The 945-nt window shown below is 51.1% G+C and carries 1 protein-coding gene; it reads left to right on the forward strand.

Going from position 1 to position 945, the window contains the following annotated elements; genetic code table 11:
- The first annotated feature begins 1 nt into the window (after nt 1).
- On the forward strand, nt 2–919 hold the full coding sequence (locus HMPREF2959_RS00340) for an IS30-like element IS1655 family transposase (RefSeq protein ID WP_083314109.1): 918 nt from the start codon (nt 2–4) through the stop codon (nt 917–919).
- Nucleotides 920–945 lie beyond the last annotated feature (26 nt).

The raw sequence follows: 945 nt of genomic DNA on the forward strand, positions 1-945 counted from the left end.
CCTGTCCCGCCACTGCACCGTCACCGAAATCGCCAAACAGCTGAACCGCCACAAAAGCACCATCAGCCGCGAAATCAGACGGCACCGCACCCAAGGGCAGCAATACAGCGCCGAAAAAGCCCAGCGGCAAAGCCAGACTATCAAACAGCGTAAGCGACAACCCTATAAGCTCGATTCGCAGCTGATTCAGCACATCGACACCCTTATCCGCCGCAAACTCAGTCCCGAACAAGTATGCGCCTACCTGTGCAAACACCACCAGATCACGCTCCACCACAGCACCATTTACCGCTACCTTCGCCAAGACAAAAGCAACGGCAGCACGTTGTGGCAACATCTCAGAATATGCAGCAAACCCTACCGCAAACGCTACGGCAGCACATGGACCAGAGGCAAAGTCCCCAACCGTGTCGGCATAGAAAACCGACCCGCTATCGTCGACCAGAAATCCCGTATCGGCGATTGGGAAGCCGACACCATTGTCGGCAAAGGACAGAAAAGCGCATTATTGACCTTGGTCGAACGCGTTACCCGCTACACCATCATCTGCAAATTGGATAGCCTCAAAGCCGAAGACACTGCCCGGGCAGCTGTTAGGACATTAAAGGCACATAAAGACAGGGTGCACACCATCACCATGGATAACGGCAAAGAGTTCTACCAACACACCAAAATAACCAAAGCATTGAAAGCGGAGACTTATTTTTGTCGCCCTTACCATTCTTGGGAGAAAGGGCTGAATGAGAACACCAACGGACTCATCCGGCAATACTTCCCCAAACAAACCGATTTCCGTAACATCAGTGATCGGGAGATACGCAGGGTTCAAGATGAGTTGAACCACCGACCAAGAAAAACACTTGGCTACGAAACGCCAAGTGTTTTATTCTTGAATCTGTTCCAACCACTAATACACTAGTGTTGCACTTGAAATCCGAATCCAAG

The sequence above is a fragment of the Neisseria sp. HMSC070F02 genome (genome assembly GCF_001814225.1).
GTDB lineage: Bacteria > Pseudomonadota > Gammaproteobacteria > Burkholderiales > Neisseriaceae > Neisseria > Neisseria meningitidis.